General features: G+C 69.5%; 11 protein-coding genes. 4 read left to right on the top strand and 7 right to left on the bottom strand.

Annotated features, from left to right (window positions below):
• The first annotated feature begins 27 nt into the window (after window positions 1-27).
• The 4 genes from AB0F38_RS02045 to AB0F38_RS02030 all read left to right on the top strand — a co-directional run bounded on the left by AB0F38_RS02045 (window position 28) and on the right by AB0F38_RS02030 (window position 4796).
• Complete coding sequence (locus tag AB0F38_RS02045; RefSeq protein WP_361885197.1) at window positions 28-1011, top strand: hypothetical protein; 984 nt, start codon at window positions 28-30, stop codon at window positions 1009-1011.
• A gap of 162 nt (window positions 1012-1173) precedes the next feature.
• Window positions 1174-1785: an acyltransferase gene (locus AB0F38_RS02040; protein WP_361885195.1), complete on the top strand. Its 612-nt coding sequence runs from the start codon at window positions 1174-1176 to the stop codon at window positions 1783-1785.
• Between the two features lie 225 nt (window positions 1786-2010).
• Complete coding sequence (locus tag AB0F38_RS02035; RefSeq protein ID WP_361885193.1) at window positions 2011-3504, top strand: glycosyltransferase; 1494 nt, start codon at window positions 2011-2013, stop codon at window positions 3502-3504.
• Window positions 3505-3626: 122 nt separating this feature from the next.
• Window positions 3627-4796: an acyltransferase gene (locus AB0F38_RS02030; protein ID WP_361885191.1), complete on the top strand. Its 1170-nt coding sequence runs from the start codon at window positions 3627-3629 to the stop codon at window positions 4794-4796.
• Window positions 4797-4868: 72 nt separating this feature from the next.
• On the opposite strand, the gene AB0F38_RS02025 is transcribed toward AB0F38_RS02030, so the two are convergent.
• The 7 genes from AB0F38_RS02025 to AB0F38_RS01995 form a co-directional block, all read right to left on the bottom strand.
• Window positions 4869-6152: a nucleotide sugar dehydrogenase gene (locus AB0F38_RS02025; RefSeq protein ID WP_361885189.1), complete on the bottom strand. Its 1284-nt coding sequence runs from the start codon at window positions 6150-6152 to the stop codon at window positions 4869-4871.
• A complete protein-coding gene (locus AB0F38_RS02020; protein WP_361885186.1) occupies window positions 6149-7780 on the bottom strand; it encodes a glycosyltransferase in 1632 nt (543 codons plus the stop codon). The genes AB0F38_RS02025 and AB0F38_RS02020 overlap by 4 nt, the downstream gene beginning before the upstream one ends.
• Window positions 7777-9363, bottom strand: coding sequence for a glycosyltransferase family 4 protein (locus AB0F38_RS02015; RefSeq protein WP_361885184.1), 1587 nt, complete (start codon window positions 9361-9363; stop codon window positions 7777-7779). The genes AB0F38_RS02020 and AB0F38_RS02015 overlap by 4 nt, the downstream gene beginning before the upstream one ends.
• 23 nt (window positions 9364-9386) lie before the next feature.
• Window positions 9387-11597, bottom strand: coding sequence for a glycosyltransferase (locus tag AB0F38_RS02010; protein ID WP_361885182.1), 2211 nt, complete (start codon window positions 11595-11597; stop codon window positions 9387-9389).
• 482 nt (window positions 11598-12079) lie between these two features.
• Entirely contained in the window at window positions 12080-13093 is a 1014-nt protein-coding gene (locus AB0F38_RS02005) for a Gfo/Idh/MocA family oxidoreductase (protein ID WP_361885180.1), read from the bottom strand.
• Window positions 13090-14208, bottom strand: a complete 1119-nt coding sequence (locus tag AB0F38_RS02000) for a DegT/DnrJ/EryC1/StrS family aminotransferase (protein ID WP_361885178.1) — start codon at window positions 14206-14208, stop codon at window positions 13090-13092. The genes AB0F38_RS02005 and AB0F38_RS02000 overlap by 4 nt, the downstream gene beginning before the upstream one ends.
• A gap of 330 nt (window positions 14209-14538) precedes the next feature.
• Window positions 14539-18523, bottom strand: a 3985-nt coding sequence (locus AB0F38_RS01995) for an Rne/Rng family ribonuclease (protein ID WP_361885176.1), incomplete at its 5' end; no start/stop codon positions are given.

Genomic DNA, 18523 nt, shown 5'->3' with positions numbered 1-18523 from the left:
GCTGCCCTCACCATGGCACTGGTAGCCATGGCACCCACCGCGGCCCGCGCCGACAGCGGCAGCGTCACACGCGTCCGACTGGCCGAGGACATACAGATTCCGCGCGGCACCACAGTCGAGCTCCTCAGGCGCACACTGGCATTGGCCGCCGGCGAGAAGCGGCACCTGAAGACCCGGCTGGAAACAACAAGTTCCACGACTGGAATCGTCGGGCTGACCAACCGCATCAAATGCACCGACTCGACCGGTGCACCCGCATCGGTCGTGTCCGCCTCGGCAAGGAACCACGAGGGATACGACACCAGCACCTATGCGATACCAGGCCATCTGCCGATCTACGCCGATCTCCTCTTCACATCACCGGCGGTGGGTGTGTACACCTGCATGCTTTACGGTTCGGCCTATTCGACCTTGCCGGGCAGCTATTATCTGACCGCCGTCGCCGACAGCACGTGGCTGGAAGTCAGCGACTCCGACCAGAAGGGCGCCCAATGGTGGCAGAACCCGGCCTGCGAAAGTGCTGACACCACCGGCTCGTGTACCTATGTCGGCGATGGTGCGACCGATCCCGATGCCTGGGTATTTTACGACGACGGAACTCCGGTCCACCAATGGAAGGCGAATTCGTCCGCCACGACTGTGACGGCTCAGGCCAATGTCGAATTGACGACCTGCTACAAAGGGACCGCCTCCTGCGCGGACGGGACAGACAAGTACGAACGTGGCACTGACGCGGTAGTAGACACTCGTTTCGAATTCGTCCAGCTCGGCACTACCGGTCATGCGTGTCGCACGCACAGCTCCGCGTCGCGGAAGGCGATCGGCGATGACGGGCACCATTACGTCGCGTACTTCTCGTTGCCGAACATGAGCATCGACACAACGTGCGGTACCCGGACCTTCATCATGCGTGTCTATATCAAGCACGTGTCGGGCCAGACCGTGAAAATCGACGGCGTCCAGAACGGAGCGACCTCACTCACCAACGGCATCGCCTTCAACCACGACTAGTGTCGGAGTGCGGTGGGCGGCCGGTGGATGAACCCGATATCACCGTGCCCGAAGCGCAGAGCCCGGAAGGCGTGTACGCGTGCTCCCCACCCGCGTACACGCCTGCGGTTCCGGGAGATCGTATGCTCGCCGGGCAAGTCCGCTCTCCGGAAGGCGTAACACGTGAACTACAGGGTCCAGCCCACCGCTCAGGTCGACGAAAGCGCCGAGATCGGCGCCGGCAGCAGCGTCTGGGAGCTCGCTCAGATCCGTGAGGGGGCCAAGCTCGGCGAGGGCTGCGTGGTGGGCCGCGGCGCCTACGTGGGGACCGGCGTGCAGATCGGCAACAACGTCAAGCTGCAGAATTACGCACTGGTGTACGAGCCGGCCGAGCTCGGCGACGGTGTCTTCGTCGGTCCCGCGGTGGTCCTCACCAACGACCACAACCCTCGCTCTGTCGACCCCGACGGCAGGCAGAAGCGCGGCGGTGACTGGGAGGCCGTGGGCGTGAAGGTCTCCGAGGGGGCTTCCCTCGGCGCACGGTCCGTCTGTGTCGCACCGGTACGCATCGGACGCTGGGCCATGGTCGCTGCGGGCGCAGTGGTGACCAAGGACGTGCCCGACTTCGGCCTGGTCGTCGGCGTGCCGGCTCGCCGGATCGGCTGGGTGGGCCGGTCCGGAGTCAAGCTCGTCGAGCGGGCGGACGAGCCCGGTGTCTGGGAGTGCCCACAGACGGGCGCCCTGTACGGCGAGCGCGACGGTGTCCTTACGGAGCGAACCGCCGGGGCGCTCTGACCGAGTCGGGCAAGGTGGCCACCGAGACATTTGGCGTCTACCCCACGTTTGACCATCAGTCGCTCTTCCATTACCTCAGCGAAGCCCGTACGGTCCGAGTTCCTGACTCGAACGTGGAGCTTCGTTGTGCTGACACCTCGCCTCTCCGACGCACACCTCGTCGGTCTCGCACGCTGGGCCACCGACCGGATGGCACGCGTCAAGAAACCGGTCCTGGCGGAGCGTGTGCTCGGCGTGGCCGGTCACCGTATACAGGATCCGCGGACCAAGGCAGACGTCCTCATCGCGGCTGCTGAAGCCAGGCTCGACCTCGGGTATGTGCCCAGACACCTGACGCAGGCGTACGCGGCAGAACTGGCGTGCGCCGATCAGCACCACAAGGCCGGCCGCCGCAGCGCTGCCGCGGCTTCTGTTGCCAAGGCGCTGATCCTCGCCTTCCACAGGGTCGCCCATCTGGACGGCCTCACTTCGCCGCTCGCCACCGATCCGGCCAGGTACACCGCGCCGCTGCGCCGCAGCCGTGCGCTCAGGGCCCTGCGGGCACCTCGCGGGCGCGAGGTGCCCGCAGCAGCGCCTCCGGCCGACCGGCCTGTGCGTCTGCTCTTCATCCACAGCGGCAACGACAACTTCCTGCCCGTGATCCTGAAACGCTACCGGGACCACGCGGATGTGGACGTGCGCGTCCTGAACACGGCGGAGGACGCGTCGACGGCCCCTCTCGCCAAGGGCATGGGCCGGATGATCGCCGGTGGCCTCGGGGCACGGAACGAATACGTGAACGAGGCGGATCAGGTGCTCCGCCCGCATCTCGACTGGGCCGACATCGTGTTCGTCGAATGGTGCACTGCGGCCGCCGCCTTCCTCACGCTCGTCGACCCCGGCACCACCCGGGTCGTGATGCGCCTGCACAGTTTCGAGGCATTCAGCTACTGGCCGCATCTGGTGGACTTCTCCCGCGTGGATGATCTGGTCTTCGTCAGCGAGCACGTGCGGGACCTTGCCCTGGCCTTGCTTCCCGGGTTGCGGGATCCAGGCGCTCCTGTCATCCATGTCGTGGACAACGCGGTCGAACTCACCCGCTTCGCACTGCCGAAGACATCCGACGCCCGCTTCACTCTTGGTCTGGTGGGCGCCGGGCAGGTCGCCAAGGACCCTCGATGGGCGCTGCAGGTGCTGCGAATCCTCCGGCAGACGGACGAGCGCTACCAACTGCACCTGATCGGAGGAGCCCTGAACCCGTCCGCCAGTCCGGCGCTCCACCACTATCAGAAGGCGTTCGCGACGGAACTGGAACCACTCGTCGCCGCCGGCACCGTGCGGGTGCTCGGGCACACGGACGATGTGCCCGAGGCGCTGACGAGTGTCGGAACGGTACTCAGCACATCCGTCCGCGAGGGCTGGCCTCTGAGCATCATGGAGGGCGCTGCGAGCGGCGCGGTCCCTGTGGTGCGTGACTGGCCGTTCTTCGCCGAAAAGCCGCACGGCGCCCGTTCCCTCTTCCCCTCCCACTGGGTGGTGTCCACGCCTGCCGAGGCGGCCCAGCGGATTCTGGCGGTCAACGAATCCGCGGAAACGTGGCTGCAAGCCGGTCATGAGTCCTCCAAGCATGCAATCTCCGCCTGGGACTGGCAGACCGTCTGCACGGTTTTCGACCGGTTGCTGCTCACACGGTTCGCGGAGCTCCCCGCACAGCGGGCCGCAAGGGCGAATGCGGAGTGAGATCCCGGTAATGGCGCCATGTCGGTGGGAAACCCCCGGCCACCGCAATCTCGTCGGCTCTTTAGTATGACCAGGCACAGCACCGACTCCCGGTGCCCGGTTCAAGCCTAACGAGGCCGCCCATGCCCCAGACCAAGGTCCAGCTAACCGGCCAGGCGGTTGTCCCTGCGGCAGCCACGCAGCTCGGCCCCGTCAGGGCTCCCGGGCCGCGGCTGCACGCCTTGGACGCGCTGCGGATCGTCGCCGCGCTCGCCGTACTCGCCTTTCACTTCACCGGGGTGGACGCTGCGACGAAGGCCAACTGGGGGGTGAATCCCAAGGAATTGTTCCCCTGGCTCTTCCCGGTGACTTCCTACGGCTCCTACGGTGTCCAGCTCTTCTTCCTAATCAGCGGATTCGTGATCTGCTTGTCCGCGTGGGACCGCACCCCGGGGCAGTTCGTGCGGGCCCGGTTCCTGCGGCTGTTCCCGGCCTATTGGTTCTCGGCTGTCGTGGCGTTCGTCGTCTGGCGCACGCTTCCTGACGGCGCCCGCACGGGTCCGAGTATCAGTGAATCACTGACGAACCTGACGATGCTTCAGGTGCCGCTGTCCGCGCAACATCTGGTAGGTGCGTACTGGACCCTCTGGGCGGAGCTCACCTTCTACCTGCTCTTCCTTCTGGTGATCTGCAAGGGTCTCGACTACCGCCGCGTCAGCGTCTTCTGCTGGTTGTGGCTCCTGGCGAGTGTGCTGATCCAGCAGGAGAACCAGCAGGTACCTGTCCTCGGGATCTTCGCCCAGCCACTGAACACGGCGCTCTTCGTCGGCGGCATCACGATGTACCTGATGTACCGGTTCGGCCCCGACCTCAAGCTCTGGGGCCTCCTTGCCGCAAGCTGGCTGGTCATGCAGAGCGATCTGGTCCAGCACGCCGATGGTCTGCGTCACGACCGGGGGATGGACCGGCATCCCTACGTCGCGCTGGCACTGGTGACCCTCTTCTATCTGCTCGTCCTCGCCGTCGCGCTGCACAAGCTCGACCGGATCAGCTGGACAGGATTCGCCACCCTGGGCGCGCTCGTGTACCCGCTCTACCTGCTTCACGAAGAGCTCGGCTGGGCCCTGATCCGGAACCTGTACGGACACCTGGGCGCCTGGCCCACACTTCTGGTGACCACCGCCGTCATCCTGCTGGCGGCCTGGCTGCTGCACCGGCTCGTGGAACGCCCCTCGCAGCGCTGGCTACGTGCGCGGCTGGACCGGGAGGCGCGGGAGCCGTCCGCCCACGCCGAGCGGTCCACCCTCGTCTGACCCAGCTGCGGAATCGGCGACGGGGCCCCACCCGGTAGCACCAGATGGGGCCCCGTAGGCCGACGTGGGAGGTCAGCCGCCGATGACGACGCGGCGGACGCCCGCCCAGTTGGCCGGGTCCGTCGTGCGGCGCCCGTCGACCAGGACGCGGACGTCCGGCAGGTCGGCGGCGGCGAGCTCGCGGTACTCGGCGTGGTCGGCCTGCAGGATCGCGGCCGTGACGGCCTGGCCCTCGTGCGGCACGAGGCCGTGCGCGGTCAGCTCGTCGGCCGTGTACATCGGGTCCGAGACGAACGGCACGGCGCCACGGGCCTTCAGCGCCTCCACGACCCCGAAGACGCCGGAGAAGGCGGTCTCCTTGACGCCACCGCGGTAGGCGGCGCCCAGCACCAGCACACCGACACCGTCCAGGTCGCCGTAAGCGGCGGCCAGCAGGTCGACGGCGTACTCGGGCATCGCGGCGTTGGCCTCACGGGCCGAGCGCACGACGGTGGCCTCCGGGTCGTTCCACAGGTACATCCGCGGGTAGATCGGGATGCAGTGGCCGCCGACGGCGATGCCGGGCTGGTGGATATGGCTGTACGGCTGGCTGTTGCAGGCCTCGATGACCTTCTTGACGTCGATGTCGTTCTTGTCGGCGAACCGGGCGAACTGGTTGGCCAGACCGATGTTGACGTCGCGGTAGGTGGTCTCGGCGAGCTTGGCGAGCTCGGAGGCCTCCGCCGTGCCGAGGTCCCAGACGCCGTTCGGGCGCGGAAGGTCCTCGCGGTCGTCGAAGTCGAGCACGGCCTCGTAGAACTCCACACCGCGCTGCGAGGACGCCTCGTCGATGCCGCCCACGAGCTTGGGGTAGCGGCGCAGGTCGGCGAAGACACGGCCGGTCAGCACCCGCTCCGGGGAGAAGACGAGGTGGAAGTCCACACCCGGGGTGAGGCCGGAGCCCTCGGCGAGCATGGGCGCCCAGCGGGTACGGGTGGTGCCGACGGGCAGCGTGGTCTCGTAGCTGACGAGGGTGCCCGGCTTGAGGCCCGCGGCGATCGCCTTCGTCGCGGAGTCCATCCAGCCGAAGTCCGGCGTGCCCTCCGCGTCCACGAACAGCGGGACGACGACCACCACGGCGTCGGACGCGGCGACCGCGGCCGTCGTGTCCGTCGTCGCGGAGAGGAGGCCCGCGCCCACGGTCTCCTTGAGCTTGACGTCCAGGTCGTGCTCGCCGGGGAACGGCTCGGTGGCCGCGTTGACCAGCTCGACGACCTTCTCGTTGACGTCCGCGCCAATGACCTTGTGGCCCTTGGCGGCGAACTGCACGGCGAGCGGAAGGCCGATCTTGCCGAGCGCGACTACACAGATGTTCATCGGGTTACTTTCCTCTTCAGCCTGGACAGCATGTGGCGCAGCCGCTTGCCCGCACCGGGTTTGATCTCCCACAAGGGGGCCGTCGTGATCACGAGCCGGCCCTTGGGGTTCTGGTTCGCCGACACCCTGTACGGGACGGCCTGTCGCCAGCGGCGGGCCAGGGGCAGTGGCCTGCCGCCGGTCTTCACCGGGATCTCGTACGTCGAGCCCGCCACGTCCACGTACACGCGGACGCCGAGCTTCGACTTCGCGGCGTGGACGGGGATCCGGCCACGCACCACCGTCGCCCGGCCGTCATCGGCCACGGTACGGGTGAACTCGCCCTCGAGGACGGGCGGTTCCTGCTCCGCCGGCAGCCGGCGCGCGCCGGCCTTGTCCGCGCTCTTCGGCATCGCGCCCTTGGCCAGGCGCACGGTCAGCGATCCGGTGTCGCCGAGGACGCCGGTCCGTGCAGTGAGGACCAGGTGCAGGTCGTCGCCGGTCTGGTCCCACTCCGCGGCGACCAGCTCCGTCCCCTGTGCCAGGCGTCCGGGCACAGCCTCGCCGACCAGCTCGTAGGAGCGGTCGGGAAGGCCGAGGGCCTCGTCGCGGAAGCCGGGGTACAGGGCGAAGGCCCTGCCGTCCTCGAGGTGGAAGGGCGGGGCTCCGTGCTCCGCCTCCTCGGTGACGGCCCGGATCAGCTCGTCCACGGCACCCGCCCGTGCGAGACAGATCCGCACCCGGCGCTTGACGTCCAGGGAGTCCCTGAGCTCGTCGGTGAGGTACTCGTCGGCGAGCGCGGCGATCCCCTCGCAGACCTCGCGCCGGGTGTCGGCGTCCAGGGTGACGAAGTCGTCCTGGACGAGCTTCGCGAGCTCCCAGGTGAAGTGACGCTTGAACAGCGCGTCCCGGTCGGGGCCCGCCTCCACGAGGGAGGCGGTGTGCTTCATGATCGCGGCCGTGCAGCGCAGCCGGGACAGATGGTTGGCCCGGTAGGTGATGTTGCTCGCGTCGCCGCGCTTCACCGCGTAGTAGAAGGTGTAGTCCGAGAGCACCGAGATCTTCCGGGCCCTGACACACGCCTCGATGGTGAAGGGCTGGTCGCTTCCGACCGGCAGGTCCTCGGGGAACCGCAGCCGGTGCTCCTCGACCAGCGAGCGACGGAAGAGCTTGGTGTTCGCCAGGGTGAACGGCAGGCTCGAACGGAAGAGGCTGATGTCCGGGTCGTTCTTCTTGTACAGCTTCTGGTGCACATAGCGGCCGTTGGTTCCGACCATCTTGCCGACGACGACGTCGGAGTCGTGCTCGTCCGCGTAGGCCACCATCCGCTCCAGGGCTTCCTCGCCCAGGTAGTCGTCGGAACCTATGAAGTACACGAACCGGCCGGTGGCCACGTCCAGAGCCCTGTTGCTGGGCGCGGCGGGGCCGCCCGAGTTGGCCTGGTGGATGACCTTGACCGTGCCGGGGTATCGCTCGGCGAACCGGTCGAGCTCGGCGCCGCTCTCGTCGGTCGATCCGTCGTCGACCGCCACGATCTCGAGCCGGTGGAGGCCGATGCTCTGCCCGACGAGCGAGTTCAGACACTCCGTCAGATAGGGCATCGTGTTGTAAACGGCGACCACCACACTGACGTCAGGAGCCGTCGTCATAGTCTGTCTTCCGCCTTCTCGCGGTCGGGGAGCAGGTTGGTGTAGAGGCCGTCGAGGACCTCCGCCTGTGCTTCCCAGGTCCAAGTGTCCAGCAGTCCGGGCTTGTCGTAGGCAGCGCGGTAGCGTTTTGGATCGGCCAGCACCTGCTTGATCGCCCGGACCAGATCGGGAACGTCCTCGGCGATGCAGACCTCGCCCTGCCCGGTTGATCGGGTCACCTCGGACATGGTCTTCACATCACTGACGACCAGCGGCAGCCGGGCGTGCGAGTACTCGAAGAACTTGGTGATCAGAGCGATCTCGTGATTCGGCCAGTGGTGGATCGGGATACAGCCGGCATCTGCGGCGGAAAGGAACTGCACAACCTGCCAGTGAGGTACGTACGGAACCGCGTGCAGACGGCCGCCCACCCCCAGCTCCTCGGCCCTGACCAGGAGGCCCTTTATGTAGCCGGCCGCCGGACTGGGAACGACGAATGCCATATGCACGCCATCCAGATGCGGCAGTGCCTCCACCATGTCCCCGAGGCCGCGCTGCGGACCGGGCGAGCCGCTGTAAACGACCAGCGGGACGTCCGGGCCGATGCCGCAGAGTTCACGCAGATCCCGGACCGGCTCGGCGTCGCCCTCGTCGAGCAGTTCGACCGGTCTGTCGGGCGCGTTGAGAACGACCGTGGGCTGCTCGGCCAGGGAGTGCCGCTCACGCAGCAGATCGGCGAGGCCCTCAGAGACCGTGACCACCGCGTCGGCGTACGGGGCGAACTCACTTTCGTGCGCCGTGTTACCCGGGATCCAGTGCGCGTTGTCCTCCCACGGACGGACGCCCGGAAGGAACTCATGTGCGTCCCAGACCAGCTTGACCTTCCGGCCCGCGGCCCTGGCACGGACCGCCGCGCGGGCACCGACACCGAGCATCCGGAAGTCGTTGGCATGGATCAGGTCCGGCTTGAGGGCGTCGATCTCCTTGCCGTACGTGAGCTCGTAGTCCCACAGCGCGGGCTCGAGCCTGCGCCACGCCCTGTTCCCCTTGACGGTCTTCCAGGCCGCGGTGAACGCCCGGTCCAGCGGCCCCTGAAGCCGGCGGCCGGCCGCCTGAGCCTGGGCGGATTGCCTGGAACGGAGCTCGATCCAGCGCTGCATCACCTTCGACACCGGTCCGGCGACCGCGAGGCGGGCCTGTTCCGTCCTGCGGAATGCCGGGGTACCGACCGCCTGCGGTGCCACCTTGAGTGCGGCGCGGCGAGTCGCCACATCAGCACGCCAAGCCTTGGCCCACTGCCTGCGGTAGGCGCCGAGCGGACCGGGCGGATACGCCAGAGGACGGCGCAGCAGAGAGCGGTGCCGCTCGGCATGCCGCTTCGCCAGTGGCGTCTTCAGCGGCAGCAGCCGCACGTCGGCGTCGCCCAGCTTCCAGCTGCGGCCGCTGCCGGAGCGGACCAGGCCCAGCAGCGTTACCTCCCAGCCGGCTGCAGCCATGGACTCGGCAGCCTTCTGTACGCGCGAATCACCTTCGACCTTGTTGTCGACCAGCATGACGACCCGGCCCTTGACGGGCCGATCGGTGCCGAGTCCCTGCGTCTCCATCAACAACCTTTCCCCGGGACGCGTCACTTGAGGAAACCGCTCAGTACCTGGGCGGTCCAGCGTCCGTCATGGTAAGTACGCGCGAATTCCACCGAGGCGCGGCCGATTGCCACGGTGCCCTCACGATCGGCGATCAGAGAGCGCATCACCTCGCGCAGGGTGTCCGGAGTGGCGCTGACGATGGGCAGTTCCCCGTTCGTCGCCGCCTTCACCGCGTCACTGATGTAGCCGACCACCGGCTTTCCGGCAGCCATTGCCTCCACGGCGAACGTGCCGTAGCTGCCGGTGGTGAACTGGTCCAGGACCAGATCGCTCTCCTTGACCAGTTCCTGCATCTCTGCCCAGGGAATGCCCTCGGCCAGCCTGAAGTCGATCAGGCCGCTGTCGTGCAGTTCGGTGAGCACCGGCATGATCCGGTCCGTTCCTTTCGTCCAGCGCTTGGACGGGGCGTGCAGCACGATGGGCCGCGCGCGCTCCAGCACGGGACGGTCGACCGCCCACGAGGCGACATCGACGACCAGCGGCGCCCATTTGGCGGACGGCAGATCATCCAGCAGGTCAGGAGTGGTGACGAAGAGTGGCAGACCGCATTCGTCGGCGATCCGCCGGTTGGTCTCCGCCTTGATCTGAAGCTTTTCGGCGATGCCGTCCGGGGCATCCCGGAACAGCGAGTACTCGTGGCGCTCCAGGTGCCGGGCAGGGTTTCGGATGTCGCTTCCGTGCGAGAGGAACGCCACCTTGATACGAGCCGTGCGCAGCGCTGCCAGATCGCCGGCGATCGTATCGCCGTTGAGGCGCCCGAAGACCGGCATGAATGCATCGACAATCAGATGGCTGTAACGGCCGACAACACGCTTCACCTGTTCAAGCTGAACATCGAGCTCGCCGAGCCGGGAGGCATCGACATAGACGTCGGCCGGGTAGTCGAACGTATCAGTCCGCCGATTCATTACGACCTCGACCGATACATCCGGATTCGCCTGCGACACCGCCTGGGCGAACGCCGCGCCCTGACCGGCATAGTTGGCCGGCCCTATACCCAGCTTGACGGGAGTGGAGCCGAGCGGGGTCCAGACCGGGACGCCGGACTTGCCGCTACTCGCTCCGAGGGGCACTCCCGCGGGAGTCTCCTGGACGGTCCAGGACACCTCGGTGACGGGCACTGGAGGCGTCTTCCTCGACAGCGTGCGGTACAGCTCGAGGAGGCCCGCGCTCTGCTGCTCCCAGGAGAGCTCCTTGAGCACCTCCTCGGTGATGTGCCCGGCAAGCTCGTCCCGGCGCTCCAGCGCGCGGGACGCGGCAGCGGCGAAGGTCGTCGGGTCGTCCCAGGTGAAGACCTCACCGAGCCCCTTCTCCTCCACGTACGCCTTGATCACACGGACATCGCTCGTGACCAGCGGGAGACCTGCCTGGAGGTACTCGGAGACCTTCGTCGGCAGGGAGACCTCACAGTTGGGGACCCGTTTGAACGGGGTCAGGCCCACGTCCGCCGAGGACAAGTAGTCGGCAACCTCGTGCTGCGCGACGTAGGGCACCAAGTGGATGCGGTCGCGCACACCCAGCGTCTCGGCGGTCGCCAGCAGTTGCTCCAGGAGCGGCGTCACCCTGCTGCAGACAAGGGCCAGATGCACGCCGGGCAGCTCGGGGAGCCCGTCGATGACAGCGTCAACACCGCGTTCCGGGCCCAGCCACCCGGAGTACACCATGAGTGGGACCTCGGGTCCCAGCCCGCATACCTCGCGGACGGACGACCGCACCGATCCAGAGCCGATCACCTCGCGGACCGGCGAGTTGCCCACAACCAGGGGAAGGCTGGAGAGGTCGTGGTCGCTCTTGAGCAGCTCGGCCAGCTGCGAGGACACGGTGACAACCGCGTCCGCCCGGCCGATGTGCTCGGACTCGGCTGCCGGGAGGGCATAGGCCTGGCGCGGGTTGGGCCATTCGACACCACGAATGTACTCGTGCGCGTCGTATAGCCAGGCACACCGGTGCCCCCTCGCCCGGAGCCGGGCGGCGCTGCGCGCAGCCGTCACGATCATGGTGGCGTCGTTGGCGTGGATGACGTCCGGCTTGAGTTCCTCAATCACAGGACCGAACGCCAGATCGAGATCGACCAGCTGCGGCCAGTCACGGCGCCAGTCACGGACCGGATCCGGTTCCTGCGGCGTACGGCGCTGTTCCCACTTGAAGGCACGCACGCGCAGCTTGTAGACGGCGCGGCGCGCACGCAGCACGGCCTTCAGCGACGCTCGCCGGGGCGCGCCCGACCACGTCGTCTCGGCGGACGTCTGGCGCACCCATGCCCGGTAGGAGGCACGGTAACGGCTCAGCGCCGCTTGGTCCTGGATACGGAACTGCGTCACGGCACCGCGGAGCGGATGAGCCCTACGGGCCTTGACCGACCGCACGTACTCCGTGGCCACGGGGACCCTGACCACCTGGATCGGACCCATCCTCGACCGCTGGACACGTTTGGTGTCGCTCCTGCCGATCAGCGTGACGTCCCAGCCGTCGCGGGCCGCCGCCACAGCCGTCTTCTGGACCCGCGAGTCACCGGTGATGCCGTTGGCCACGATCACGGCGAGCCGAGGTCGGCGGGCAGGGGATTTCATTCCGTACTTCCTCCGGTGGAAGACAAACGAACCGGTACCTGCTGGGCACTCCCCAGGAGTGCCCAGCGGACCGGGCGGATGAGCGATGGTCCGCTGCGGGGACGTCAGCCTGCCGCACTGTCGGTGTCCATACGGACGGTCGTACCGCTCACCGCCGACTCGAGCACCGCCGCCGCCACCTCAACGGTACGCAGTCCCTGCCGCAGCGTGCAGATATCGGCCGCCTCGCCCCGCACGGCGTCCCGGAACAGCTCGTGCTCGACGAGCAGCGGCTCGCGCTTCGGGATCGCGTAGCGGATCATGTCGCCCTCGGAGACACCGCGGAACGCGCGCAGCGCCTCCCACTCGGTGGTCACCGCCGCGTTCGAGTGGAACGTGAGGTCGGCGGTGAGCGTGTCGGCGATGTAGCAGCCGCGCTCGCCGGTGACCGAGGTGAAGCGCTCCTTGAGCGGGCTCAGCCAGTTGACCAGGTGGTTGACCATGGTCCCGTCGGAGAGCTGGCCCACCGCGGAGACCATGTCCTCGTGCGGGCGGCCGGACTTCGACACGGTGTGGGCCGCGATCGAGGTGTACGTCTGGCCGGTCACCCAGCCCGTCAGGTCGATGTCGTGCGTGGCGAGGTCCTTGACCACGCCGACGTCAGCGATCCGGTGCGGGAAAGGGCCCTGCCGGCGGGTGACGACCTGGAAGACGTCGCCGAGCTCGCCGGCCTCCAGGCGGCTGCGCAGCGAGCGCAGGGCCGGGTTGCAGCGCTCGATGTGGCCGACTCCGGCCACCAGGTCGCGCGATTCGAAGGCCTCGACGAGGCGGCGGGCGCCCTCGACGGTGTCGGCCAGCGGCTTCTCGATCAGGGCGCAGACACCGGCGTCGGCCAGCCGCAGGCCGACCTCCTCGTGCAGCGCGGTCGGGCACGCCACGACGGCGTAGTCGACGCCGAGCGCGATGAGCTCCTCGACGGTCGACAGGACGGGGGCGCCCTGCGCCCAGCCGTTCTTGTCGCCCATCGGGTCGACGACGCCGACCAGCGTCACGCCGTCGAGGCCGGCGAGCACACGGGCGTGGTGGCGCCCCATGGATCCGAGGCCGATGAGTCCGGCCCGCAGTACGGCGGCGGTCACAGGTTCTCCCCCAGGGCGTTCACGGCATCGGCGATGCGCGCCAGATCGCCCTCGCCGAGCGACGGGTGGACGGGCAGCGAGACGACCTCGGCGGCGGCACGCTCGGTCTCGGGCAGGTCCCAGGTACGGCCGGCCTTCTGGTCCGGCTCCCAGTACGGCTTGAGCCGGTGGATCGGCGTCGGGTAGTAGACGGCGTTGCCGATGCCCGCCTCGGTGAGCTTCGCCATCGCGGCGTCGCGGTCGCCCCGCACCCGGATCGTGTACTGGTGGTAGACGTGGCGGGCGCCCTCGGCGACCGGCGGCGTCGTCACGCTCGGCGCGCTGATGTGCGCGTCGAGGTACGCGGCGTTGGCGCGGCGCTGCTCGGTCCAGCCGCCGACCTTGGTCAGCTGCACGCGTCCGACGGCGGCGGCCACGTCCGTCATGCGCATGTTGGCGCCGACGATCTCGTTGGCGTACCGCTGCTCCATGCCCTGGTTGCGCAGGAGGCGCAGGGTTCGGGCGAGCTCGGCGTCGGCCGTGGTGACCATGCCGCCCTCGAGGGAGTGCATGTTCTTGGTGGGGTAGAAGCTGAACGTTCCGCCCGCGCCGAACGCGCCGACCGGGGTGCCGTTCAGGGCCGCGGCGTGAGCCTGGCAGGCGTCCTCGACCACAGCCAGTTTGTGCTTCTCGGCGATAGGCATGAGCTTGTCCATGGCCGCCGGGTGACCGTAGAGGTGCACCGGCATGATGGCGGCGGTGCGCGGCGTGACGGCCGCCTCGACGGCGGCCGGGTCCAGGCCGTAGCTCCCGGGCTCGATGTCGGCGAACACCACGTCGGCGCCGACGAGGCGGACCGCGTTGGCGGAGGCCGCGAAGGAGAAGGAGGGGACGATCACTTCGTCGCCCGGTCCGATACCGAGGGCGAGGAGCAGCAGATGCAGCGCGGAGGTACCGGAGTTGACGGCGACGCAGTGGCGGCCGTCGACCAGCTCGGAGAAGCCCTCCTCGAAAGCCGCGACCTCAGGGCCCTGCACCACACGACCGCTGCGCAGCACGCGTACCGCGGCCTCGATCTCTTCTTCACCGATGACCGGGCGGGCAGCAGGAATCGGCTGCTCGTTGATGCTCGTCATGGACGTCCTCCTTGAACACCGCAAGAGCTCTTTACAGGCAGAGGTCTGGGGTGCGGGACGTCTCACGAGGCCGCGCATAACCCCACCGGCACAATGCCGACGCCCTACCGAGGAATCTGGGCCCGGTCTGTCCTGAACCGGGTCGGTCACCGACCGTAGTTTCCGTCCAGGAACCTCACAGCCAGCGACCGCCGTCACATTATCAGGGATTTCTCAGCTGATTTCGGGCCTGTTAACCCGCACGTGCATCAGTTCTGAAACAAAACACGTGTCCCGCTCCACAGCCTGAGGAGCGGGACACGCGCAGATGAACAACCGATGACGAAATGCTCAGCCGGCCGACGGTTCCGACGGCTCGGACGAAGCCGAAGCCGTCACGGAAGGCGACGACTGTTCGGCGGCGACGGTCTTCTTCGCGGCTGCCTTCTTCGTCGTCGTCTTCTTCGCGGCGGTCTTCTTCGCGACCGTCTTGGCGGCGGTCTTCTTCGTCGCCGCCTTCTTGGCCGTGGCCTTCTTCGCGGTCTTGCGGGCCGCCGTCTTCTTGACCGGTGCCTCCGCTGCCGGGGCCTCGTCGTCCGCCGCCGGGGCGGCGGGCGTGTCGGAGGCGGTGGCCGGCTCGGCCGCGGGGGTGCCCGTGACCACCACGACCGCTGCCTCGTCCGCACCGGCCGGCGGACCCGCCGGAGAGGTGGCCTTGCGGGTCGCCCTGCGCCGGGCACGCGGCGGGGCGGCCGGAGCCGGCTCCTCCGCTGCCGGAGCCGCCGGGGCCGGAGCCTCGGCCGCCGGGGCCTCCACGACCGGGTCCTCGACCGCGACGGGCTCCGCCGCGGGCTCGGCCGGCTGGACCGGCAGCGCGACGTCGGCCGCCTTGGGCGAGCCCGCCGGGGCGGTCGCCTTCCGGGTGGCCCGGCGGCGCGTACGTGCCGGGGGTGCGGCCTCGGCCTCCTGGGCCGGAGCGGCCGCCGGGGTCTCGACGGCCGGCTCGGGCCGCGGCTCCTCCGCGGCCTGCTCCGCCTCGACGACCTCGACGACCTCGACGACCGGAGTCGGCTCGGCGGCCGGAACCGGCTCTGGTGCGGTGACCGGAGCGGCCGCGCCGGCCTGCGGTGCGCCGGCCGGGGCGGTCGCCTTGCGGGTCGCACGCCGGCGGCCCCGGCCTCGCGTCGCTGCCGCCTCGGCCTCGGCCGGGCTGCTGTACAGCTCCTCGTCCACGGCGAACTCCGGCTCGGGCAGCGCGACCGGGGCGGCGGCCTCGGCAGCCACCTCGGCCTCGCTCTCGGCCGGGTGCTCGGCGTGCTCGTGGTCCTGGACGTGCTGCTCGTGCTCGTGGTCCTGGCCCACGCCGCCGCGCCCGCGCTTCTTGGAGCGCTTGCCGCCGCCACCACCGGTGGACGTGGGCTGCTCCATGTGCACGATGACGCCGCGGCCGTTGCAGTGGACACAGGTCTCGGAGAAGGACTCCAGCAGTCCCTGGCCCACCCGCTTGCGGGTCATCTGGACCAGGCCCAGCGAGGTGACCTCGGCGACCTGGTGCTTCGTACGGTCCCGGCCCAGGCACTCCAGCAGGCGCCGCAGCACCAGGTCCCGGTTGGACTCCAGCACCATGTCGATGAAGTCGACGACGACGATGCCGCCGAGGTCGCGCAGCCGGAGCTGGCGCACGATCTCCTCGGCCGCCTCCAGGTTGTTCTTGGTGACGGTCTCCTCGAGGTTGCCGCCCTGACCGGTGAACTTGCCGGTGTTGACGTCGACGACGACCATCGCCTCGGTCTTGTCGATCACCAGCGAGCCGCCGCTCGGCAGGTAGACCTTGCGGTCCAGTGCCTTCATCAGCTGCTCGTCGATCCGGTACGTCGCGAAGACGTCGACCTCGGAGGTCCAGCGCGACAGACGGTCCTTGAGGTCCGGTGCCACGTGCGAGACGTAGCCGTGGATGGTCTCCCAGGCGTCGTCACCGCTGACGATCACCTTCGAGAAGTCCTCGTTGAAGATGTCGCGGACGACCCGGACGGTCATGTCCGGCTCGCCGTAGAGCAGCGTCGGCGCGTTGGAGCTGCCGCTGTTCCTGGACTTCTTCTGGATCTCCTCCCACTGCTGCTGAAGCCGCTCGACGTCACGGCGCAGCTCGTCCTCGCTCGCGCCCTCGGCGGCGGTGCGCACGATGACGCCCGCGTCCTCGGGGACGATCTTCTTGAGGATGGTCTTCAGCCGGGCGCGCTCGGTGTCGGGGAGCTTGCGGCTGATGCCGGTCATCGAGCCCTCGGGCACGTAGACCAGGTAGCGGCCTGGCAGCGAGACCTGGCTGGTCAGGCGGGCGCCCTTGTGGCCGATCGGGTCCTTCGTCACCTGGACGAGGACCGACTGGCCGGACTTCAGGGCGGTCTCGATGCGGCGCGGCCCGTGGGCCATGCCGAGCGCCTCGAAATTCACCTCGCCGGCGTACAGGACCGCGTTACGGCCCTTGCCGATGTCGACGAAGGCGGCCTCCATGGACGGCAGTACGTTCTGCACCTTGCCCAGGTAGACGTTGCCGACGTAGCTGGTGGCCTGCTCCTTGTTGACGTAGTGCTCGACGAGCACGTTGTCCTCGAGGACGCCGATCTGGGTGCGCTCGCCGCTCTGGCGGACGACCATGACCCGCTCCACGGCCTCGCGGCGTGCCAGGAACTCGGCCTCGGTGATGATCGGGACGCGCCGGCGGCCCTGCTCGCGGCCTTCGCGGCGGCGCTGCTTCTTGGCCTCCATACGGGTCGAGCCCTTGATGGACTGCACCTCGTCGAAGCCGGTGCCGGGCTCACGCTCGGCCTCCTTGCGGCGCGGCTCGCGCACCTTGACGACCGTACGCTCCGGGTCGTCGGCGCCCGTGGCCGCTTCCTCGCCCGAGGCGTCCCCACTGCGACGGCGGCGCCGGCGACGGCGACGGCTGCTGCTGGACCCGGAGGCGGCGGACTCGTCCTCGTCCTCGTCCTCGTCGTCCTGGGTCCGCTCGTCCTCGGAACGGTCCGCGGCGGCGTCGTCGTGCTGCTCGGCGTCCTCCGCGTCGTTGGTCTCACCGCGACGGCGGCGGCGGCCACCGCGACGGCGACGGCGGGAGGGACGGTCCCCGTACTCGTCCGATTCATCGCCCTCGTGCTCGGCGTCCGTCTCGGACTCGGTCTCCGCCTCGTGCTCGTCCTCGACGGGCTGCTCGACGGCGGGGAGCGTGATGGGCGTCGCGGCCGGCTCGGTCTCGACGGCCTCGCCACGACGGCGGCGGCGACGGCGCGAACCGCCCTGCGGTGCCTCGGCGGCCTCCGCGGGTGCCTCGGTCCCGGGCTCGGGCTCGGGCTCGGCGGCCTGCTTGCCCACGGCCTTGCGCGGGGCGCGCTCGGGAGCCTTCGGCTCCTCGAACTCCTCGTTCTCCTCGTACGGAGATCCGGACGCGGCGGCAGCGGCTGCGGCAGCGGTCTCCGGGGTCTGGAACATCGGCTCGGCGAAGACCGGCGCCTGGAAGACGGCCACGGCGGGGCGCGTCGCGCGGCGGCCCTTGCGGACCGGCTCCTCGACCTTGCCGGTGAACTCCGGGCGGCCCGCGGCGGCGGTGGCGCGGCGGCGCTGGCGCCCGCGCGGCGCGGCCTCCTCGACCTCTTCGGTCTCGGCGGCCAGTTCCTCGGCGACGGCGGCGGGGAGGCTCTCGCCGGCCTCGGCGGGCTCCTCGACGGACTGCGGGGCACCCGCCGGAGCGGTCGCCTTGCGGGTGGCGCGACGACGGCCGCGGGGAGCGGCTTCGGCAGCGGGAGCCTCGGCGGCCGGTTCGGCAGGCTCGGGCGCGGTCGTGGTCTCGGCCACGGCCGGGGCTTCGGCGGCCTGCGGCGCACCGGCGGGAGCCGAGGCGCGGCGGCGGGCACGGCCGCGCGGTGCGGGGGCGGGCTCGACGGCCTCCGCGGCCACGGGGGCTTCGGCGGCCACGGGGGCTTCCGCGGGCTCGGCTGCGGCGGCGGGCTCGGCGGCCTCCACCGGCTGCGGGGCGCCCGCCGGAGCGGTCGCCTGGCGAGTGGCGCGACGACGGGCACGGGGAGCGGCTTCGGCGGCAGGCGCCTCGACGACCTCCTCCGCTTCGGCCGGAACCTCGGCGGCAGGCTCGGCCACGACCTCGGCAGCCGGCGGCGCACCGGCCGGAGCCGTCGCCTTACGGACCGCACGACGACGCCCACGGGCCGGCGGAGCGGCCTCGGTCTCGACAGGCGCCTCGACGACCTCCTCCGCTTCGGCCGGAACCTCGGCGGCAGGCTCGGCCACGACCTCGGCAGCCGGCGGCGCACCGGCCGGAGCCGTC

The organism is Streptomyces sp. NPDC025273 (assembly GCF_040638585.1).
Taxonomy (GTDB): domain Bacteria; phylum Actinomycetota; class Actinomycetes; order Streptomycetales; family Streptomycetaceae; genus Streptomyces; species Streptomyces cinereorectus.
The sequence above is the reverse complement of the archived record's forward strand: the minus strand, read 5'-3'. Positions and strand labels throughout refer to the sequence as shown.